The following is a 7,146-nucleotide window of genomic DNA, read 5'->3' on the forward strand; positions in this document are numbered from 1 at the left end:
GCATGGCGGTGCGTTCGGCGGAAGGGTGCGCGTTGGGGGTTTCTGGACCGCCGCTTCGCGGCGGATGCCTTCCCACCCACCCACCCGATTGCTCTGCACCGGGCCGTCCAGTAGGAGCGGACGGGAGGGCTGGCCGACGGGGAAGTTGGCGCGGGGCGGTGCGTCCGGGGTGGGCGCGGTCAGTTGCGGCGCGCAGCCCCGAAGAAGCGGGCACGAGTGGGCGGGAAAGCCGGCGCGAGGCGATCGGACCGGGGCGAGTGCGGCCAATTGCAGCGCGCAGCCCCGAAGAAGCGGGCACGAGCGGGCGGGAAAGCCGGCGCGAGGCGATCGGACCGGAGCGAGTGCGGCCAATTGCAGCGCGCAGCCCCGAAGAAACGGGCACGAGCGGGCGGGAAAGCCACCGTGGAGCAATGGGTCCAGGGCGAGTGCGGCCAGTAGCGGCGCGCAGCCCCGAAGAAGGGGGCAGGTGCGCGGGGAACGCCGCCGCGGAGTGGTGGGGCCGGGTGGGGCGCTGGTCAGGGCGTCCGTGTTCGGCGGAACGTGGGACCAGCCGCTGCCCCTGCCCCTGCCCCGCGGAACGTGGGACCAGCCGCTGCCCCTGCCCCTGCCCCTGCCCCGCGGACCGCGCGGTCAGCCGCTGCCTCTGCCCGCCGGGGGCCAGCCCGGTAGCCCCGCCCCGCGGACCGCGCGGGGCTAGCCTCGTGGCTGAGTCAGGTGGGTGAACGCTTCCAGGTTTCGTGTGGATTCGCCGCGCGAGACGCGCCACTCGTATTCCTTGCGGATCGCCGATGCGAAGCCGAGTTCCAGGAGGGTGTTGAAGGAGTCGTCCGAGGCGGAGAGGACCGCGCCGAGGAGGCGGTCCAGTTCGGTGGGGGTGACCGCGGTGAGGGGGAGTTTGCCCGCGAGGTAGATGTCGCCCAGCGAGTCGATCGCGTAACTCACGCCGTACAGGCGGAGGTTGCGCTCCAGGAGCCAGCGGTGCACGGCCTCGTGGTTCTCGTCGGGGTGACGGATCACGAAGGCGTTCAGGGAGAGCGAGTGCTTGCCGACGATCATGGAGAGCGTCGTGGAGAGCTTGCGGGTGCCGGGGAGCTTCACCACGTACGAGCCGGGCTCGGGGGACTCCCATTCGAGCTCGGCGTCGTCCAGGGTCCGCTCGATGGTGGACGCCGTGTCTGGGGTGTCTGCCCGCTCAGCCATGGTGCGAGCGTACGTGACGGCGGAAGTCGTGCATGGCTCCGGTGTAGACGTCCGCCGTGGCGGACGCCGCGGTGTCCCAGCCGAAGGACTGCGCGTGCCGGGCCGCGGCCGTCCCCATCCGGTCCACGAGGTGGGGGTGGTCGGCGAAATCGCGCAGCACGCGCGCGTAGTGGGCCGGTTCGTGGCCGGAGATCAGGAAGCCGGTGACCTCGTCGCGCACGGCGACGGGCAGACCGCCCACCGAAGCGGCGAGCACCGGGGTGCCCGCGGCCTGCGCCTCGATGGCCACCAGGCCGAACGACTCGCTGTAGGAGGGCATGACGAGGACCGATGCCGCCCTGAACCAGTCCGCAAGCTGCTCCTGGCCCACCGGCGGCTGGAAGCGGACCACGTCGGCGATGCCCAGCTTCGCGGCCAGCTTCTGCAGGCCCTCGGGCTTGGCGAGGCCGCTGCCGCTGGGGCCGCCGACGATGGGGACGACGATGTTGGAGCGCAGCGCGGGGCGCTCGTCGAGGAGGACGGCGACCGCGCGGAGCAGCACGTCCGGGGCCTTGAGGGGCTGGATGCGGCCCGCGAAGAGCGGGATCAGGGCGTCCTGCGGGAGGCCGAGGCGGCGGCGGGCCGCGGCGCGTCCGTCGGCCGGGCGGAACCGGTCGAGGTTCACGCCGGGGTGGACGACGGCGACCTTGCCGGGGTCGGCTTCGTAGTGGCGTACGAGCTCGTCGGCCTCTTCGGAGGTGTTGGCGATGAGGCGGTCGGCGGCGCGCACGATCTGGGTCTCGCCGATGACGCGGGCGGCGGGTTCGGGGGTGTCGCCGGCGGCCAGCGCGGCATTCTTGACCTTGGCCATGGTGTGCATGGCGTGGACGAGGGGGGCGCCCCAGCGTTCGGCGGCGAGCCAGCCGACGTGGCCGGAGAGCCAGTAGTGGGAGTGGACCAGGTCGTAGTAGCCGGGGCGGTGGCCTGCCCAGGCCTGCATGACGCCGTGCGTGAAGGCGCAGAGCTGGGCGGGCAGCTCTTCCTTGGCGAGGCCTTCGTAGGGGCCCGCGTCGACGTGGCGCACGAGGACGCCCGGCGCCAGTTCCACGGTGGGCGGGAGTGCGCCGGTGGTGGCGCGGGTGAAGATCTCGACCTCGACGTTGATCGCGGCGAGGCGCTTGGCGAGCTCGACGATGTAGACGTTCATGCCGCCCGCGTCGCCCGTGCCGGGCTGGTGGAGCGGCGAGGTGTGCACGCTGAGCATGGCGACGCGGCGCGGGCGCCGGTGGGTGCCGGGTATACGGAGCCGTGAGGGTGCCGCCGGGGAGCGACGCCCGAGCCTGGACACGTACTGGCTCACGTGGCGGTCCTCCTTGCGTACGGGCATGACTACACGGAGGGCGTACGGGTCCTCCAGAGGGGGAACACCGGAAGCCTCGCCTCCATTTCCTTTCCGCCCCTTTTTGCCAAAGCGTTACCCAGCACTTCTCAACCGCCACGCGCGCATACCCTTTCCCCCATGGCCCCACGCATCTCGTCCCGCCCCGTGGGATCGGTGACGCGCGGAACCACCAATCCCAACCGGCTGCGCCGCATGGACCGCTGGATCGCCGCCGTCCACGGCGCGGAGCTGCGGCGCTCCGCCGACCCCGTCGCCGTCGACCTCGGCTACGGCGCCTCCCCCTGGACCGCCGTCGAGCTGCTGCTCCGGCTGCGCACCGTCGCGCCGCACGCGCGCGTGGTCGGTGTCGAGATCGATCCGGCGCGGGTCGCGGCGGCCGGGCCGTACGAGCGCGAGGGGCTCTCCTTCCGGCACGGCGGCTTCGAGGTGCCGCTGCCGGGCAGGCCCGCGCTGATCCGCGCCGCGAACGTGCTGCGGCAGTACGACGAGGAGCAGGTCGCCGCCGTATGGGAACGGCTGTGCGGGCGGCTGGCGCCCGGCGGACTGCTCGTCGAGGGCACCTGCGACGAGATCGGGCGGCGGCACGTATGGGTCGCGCTCGGGCCCGAGGGGCCGCGCACGGTGACGTTCGCGACGCGGCTCGGCTCGCTGGAGCGCCCTTCCGACCTCGCCGAGCGGCTGCCGAAGGCGCTGATCCACCGGAACGTGCCGGGCGAGCCGGTGCACGCGTTCCTGCGGGACTTCGACCGGGCCTGGGCGGCCGCGGCGCCGTACGCCTCGTACGGGGCGCGGCAGCGGTGGATCAGGGCGGTGCGGGATCTGACCGCCGACTGGCCGGTCCTTGACGGGACTTCGCGGTGGCGGCAGGGGGAAGTGACGGTGCGGTGGGGGGCGTTGGCGCCGCGGGTGGGGTGAGTCGTCCCCTCGCCGCGGGTGGGGTGAGTCGCCCCGCTCGCCGCGGGCGGACCGAGTCTCCCCCTCGCCGCGGGCGGACCGAGTCTCCCCCTCGACCCTCTCTACTCCCCTGCGCCACCCGGGTGTTGAACACATGTGCCCCGGCGGCTGCCGTGATTCCACCGGGCCCGCATGGAACGCATCGCTGTGACCTGCGGGGAACGATCTCCGCATGCCGTACGTCACAGGGGAAGGGTGGGGGGATCGGAGTTGTCGTCGGGCTCTGTCGCATTGGGCGCCGACGTGGCACCATCCCGAAAGCGACCGCAAGTTACTGACGGTAAATCAGCTTTGGGGGTGGCGGGGCGTGACTGGCAAGCGATACTCGACGGCGACGGCCGTGGCGCTGATCTGCGCGGCGACGGTGCTCGCCGCACCGGGGACGGCCTTCGCGCAGTCGGCGGGCAGTGCCGCCAAGCGCCCGCCGGAGAAGCCGACGCCCGGCGACAGCAAGTCCCTGGAGCGGGTGCGCAAGGAGATCGAGGACCTCTACCACGACGCGGGCGTGGCCACGGATGCGTACAACGCCGCCGAGGAGCAGGCCGACAAGCAGTCGAAGCAGATCGTGAAGCTGGCCAAGGACATCACCAAGGCCCAGGCGAAACTGCGGGAGTTGAAGTCCCGCGCGGGCGCCGAGGCCCGCGCCCAGTACCGCAGCGGCGGCATGCCGCCCGAGGCCCGGCTGATGCTCAGCGACAGTCCGAGCCAGTTCCTGGACGGCGCGGGCCGCATGCGCCAGGGCCAGAAGGCCACCAAGGGGATGCTGACCGAGCTGGAGCGGACCGAGGAAGACCTGCGGATCTACGCCAAGGACGCCACATCGCGCTGGAAGGAGCTGGAGGCCAACCGCAAGGCGAAGGCCGCGTCGAAGAAGAAGATCAAGAAGAAGATCGCGGACGCCGAGAAGCTCGAGTCGCGCCTGGAGAAGGACGAGCGGGAGCGGCTGCGCAAGCTGGAGGAGGCGGCCGCCCTCAAGAAGCAGTCGGCGTGGGTGAGTTCGGGCGTCCTGAAGGACATCAACGGCAAGGCGTCCCCGCAGGGCAAGAAGGCCATCGAGTTCGCCACCGCGCAGATCGGCAAGCCGTATGTGTGGGGCGCCGAGGGCCCGGGGTCGTACGACTGCTCGGGGCTCACCTCCAAGGCCTGGGCCGCGGCCGGCAAGGGCATTCCGCGGACGTCGCAGGAGCAGTGGAAGCAGCTGCCGCGCGTCGACATCAAGAACATGCGCCCCGGTGACCTGATCATTTACCACTCGGACGCGAGCCACGTCGGGATGTATCTGGGCGACGGCGCGATCGTGCACGCGCCCCGTCCCGGCCGCGACGTGACCATCGCGGGAGCGGGATCCATGCAGATCCTCGGGGTCGTACGGCCCGACAAGTAGCCCCGCGCGATCGGGGCGCCCGCGCCCATGTGACCCAGCGCACGCCCCGGTCGGCCGCTCAACCCTCACGACGTGATGTTCGTCATCCCTGACGGGACCGTGCCGTGCCCAATTGCGTTCCTTGATGCGGCATATGACGGTGGCCGTTTGCCGCGCGGCATTCCAATGGAGGCGCGGCTACCGCTAAGGTCCCCGTCGGTGCTGCGACGACCTGCGTGGCACCACGCCCTCGGGGGGAGGGAAGGAACCAAGCGATGCCCGTACCCATACCGCGGCAGAGAGCAGTCCCGGCCGCGGAAGGCGGTCAGGCTCATGCGGCGCCCCCGCACGATGCGGCGGCGCCCGCCCATGACACGACCGGCCAAGGCAACGGCAGCGGCAATGGCTCCGTCTCCGGCTCCGGCTCCGGCTCCGGACTCACCCTCCTGGTGATCGAGGACGATCCCGCGGGATCCCTGAGCGTTCCCGAACTGCTCGACTCCGCGGGCAAGCCCATCCGCATCCGCACCGCCCGCAACCTCACCGAGGCCGAGCGGCTGCTCACCGACGACGTGCACTGCATCCTGCTCGACCTGGCCCTCACCGCGCCCGGCTCCGCCGAGACGGACGAGGACGAGCTGGGCGCCCTCCGGCACGTGCTGCGCCTCGCGCCCCGGCACGCCGTCCTCGCGCTCACCGGCGACGGCGACGCCGAGCGGGGCGCCGAGGCCGTGCGGGTCGGCGCGCAGGACTATCTCTTCCGCGACGAGCTGGACGGGCGGCTCCTGAGCCGCGCCATCCGGTACGCGGTGGAACGCAAGCGCGCGGACGCCGCCCAGCGCCAGCTCACCGAGTCGCGGCTGCGCGCCCAGGAGAACGCCCGCCTGGAGCGCGGGCTGCTCCCGACGCCGCTCCTGGAGGGCTCGCCGCTGCGGTTCGCCGCCTGCTACCGGCCCGGGCGCTCGCGTGCGCTGCTCGGCGGCGACTTCTACGACACCGTGCGCACCCCCGACGGCTCCGTGCACGTCATGATCGGCGACGTCTGCGGCCACGGCCCCGACGAGGCCGCGCTCGGCGTCGAGCTGCGGATCGCCTGGCGGGCGCTGACCTTCGCGGGCCTGTGCGGCGACGAACTGCTCTCCACGCTCCAGAAGGTCCTGGAGCACGAACGCGCGGACGACGAGATCTTCGCGACGCTCTGCACGGTCGACATCGCGCCCGACGGCCGCAGGGCCGGGCTCTGCCTGGCCGGACACCCCTCGCCGCTGATCGCCCGCGAGGGGCGGCTCGCGGAACTCCTGCCGTACGAGGACAGCGGCCCCGCCCTCGGACTCCTGCCCCGCGCCCGCTGGCCGCGCAGGCAGGTGGAACTCGGCGGGAAATGGAGCCTCATGCTCTACACGGACGGCCTGATCGAGGGCCGCATCGGCCAGGGCAATCAGCGCCTCGGCCAAGAGGGCATGGTGGAAATGATCCGCCGCCAGATCGCCACGGGCCTCCAGGGCGACGAACTCCTCGAAGCCGCGGTCAACGAAGTACGCGACCTCAACGGCGGCGACCTGACGGACGACGTGGCGGTACTGCTGCTGGATCGGGTGCGGGGTGGGCGGTGAGGGGGTGCCTGGCGGCGGCTGCGGGCTGGCGGCGGCGCGGCCCTCGCGAACGGCTGCGACTGACGGCGGCTGCGGCTTAGCGGCGGCGCGGCCTAGCGGCAGCTGCGGACTGACGGCGACGCGCCCCTGCAGCGGCGCGGCCCGGCAGTGGCTGCGGGCTGGCGGCTGCGCCTGACGGCGGCTGAGGCCTGGCGGCGGCGCGGACTCGCAGCAGCTTTGGGCTGACGACGACTGCGCTCGACGACTGCGCGGGCTGAGGGCGACTGCGGCCGATGGCGGTGCGGGCTGAGGGCGACTGCGGTCGACGGCGACTGCGCTCGACGGCGGTGCGGTCTGACGACGACTGCGGGCTGATGGCAACTGGACTCAGCGGCGGCTGAGGCCTGACGGCGACTGCGCCCGATGGCGGTGCGGTCTGACGACGGCTGCGGACTGACGACGACTGCGGCTTAGCAGCGGCGTGGTCTGGCGGCAGGTGCGGACCGACGGCGACTGCGGCTTAGCGGCGGTGCGGGCTGACGGCGTCGCGCCCCGGCAGCGGCGCGGCCCGGCAGTGGCTGCGGGCTGGCGGTCACTGCGCCTGACGGCGACTGCGCCCGATGGCGGTGCGGTCTGACGACGGCTGCGGACTGACG

At 72.7% G+C, this 7,146-nt stretch carries 5 protein-coding genes; 3 read left to right on the plus strand and 2 right to left on the minus strand.

Annotation, left to right across the window (positions count from 1 at the left end):
- Positions 1-693 precede the first annotated feature (693 nt).
- Positions 694-1,200: a YbjN domain-containing protein gene (locus tag ACFWZ2_RS18495; RefSeq protein ID WP_384546846.1), complete on the minus strand. Its 507-nt coding sequence runs from the start codon at positions 1,198-1,200 to the stop codon at positions 694-696.
- The gene (gene mshA / locus ACFWZ2_RS18500) at positions 1,193-2,539 is read right to left on the minus strand and encodes a D-inositol-3-phosphate glycosyltransferase (RefSeq protein ID WP_384546848.1); all 1,347 of its coding nucleotides are present in this window, start codon (positions 2,537-2,539) and stop codon (positions 1,193-1,195) included. Before mshA ends, ACFWZ2_RS18495 begins: the two co-directional genes overlap by 8 nt.
- 159 nt (positions 2,540-2,698) lie before the next feature.
- Between mshA and ACFWZ2_RS18505 the strand changes: the two genes are divergently transcribed.
- The 3 genes from ACFWZ2_RS18505 (at position 2,699) to ACFWZ2_RS18515 (ending at position 6,511) form a co-directional block, all read left to right on the plus strand.
- Positions 2,699-3,496 carry a class I SAM-dependent methyltransferase gene (locus ACFWZ2_RS18505; protein ID WP_384546850.1) on the plus strand — a complete coding sequence of 266 codons (798 nt, stop codon included), beginning with the start codon at positions 2,699-2,701 and terminating at the stop codon, positions 3,494-3,496.
- A gap of 346 nt (positions 3,497-3,842) precedes the next feature.
- A complete protein-coding gene (locus ACFWZ2_RS18510; RefSeq protein WP_384546852.1) occupies positions 3,843-4,919 on the plus strand; it encodes an NlpC/P60 family protein in 1,077 nt (358 codons plus the stop codon).
- Positions 4,920-5,173: 254 nt separating this feature from the next.
- Positions 5,174-6,511, plus strand: a complete 1,338-nt coding sequence (locus ACFWZ2_RS18515; RefSeq protein WP_384546854.1) for a PP2C family protein-serine/threonine phosphatase — start codon at positions 5,174-5,176, stop codon at positions 6,509-6,511.
- Positions 6,512-7,146: the final 635 nt, after the last annotated feature.

The organism is Streptomyces sp. NPDC059002, assembly GCF_042740435.1.
Classification (GTDB): Bacteria; Actinomycetota; Actinomycetes; order Streptomycetales; family Streptomycetaceae; genus Streptomyces.

Coding starts and splice junctions, on each gene's coding strand:
- ACFWZ2_RS18505 (WP_384546850.1), top strand. CDS start 2,699: ATGGCCCCACGCATCTCGTCCCGCCCCGTGGGATCGGTGACGCGCGGA.
- ACFWZ2_RS18495 (WP_384546846.1), bottom strand. CDS start 1,200: ATGGCTGAGCGGGCAGACACCCCAGACACGGCGTCCACCATCGAGCGG.
- ACFWZ2_RS18515 (WP_384546854.1), top strand. CDS start 5,174: ATGCCCGTACCCATACCGCGGCAGAGAGCAGTCCCGGCCGCGGAAGGC.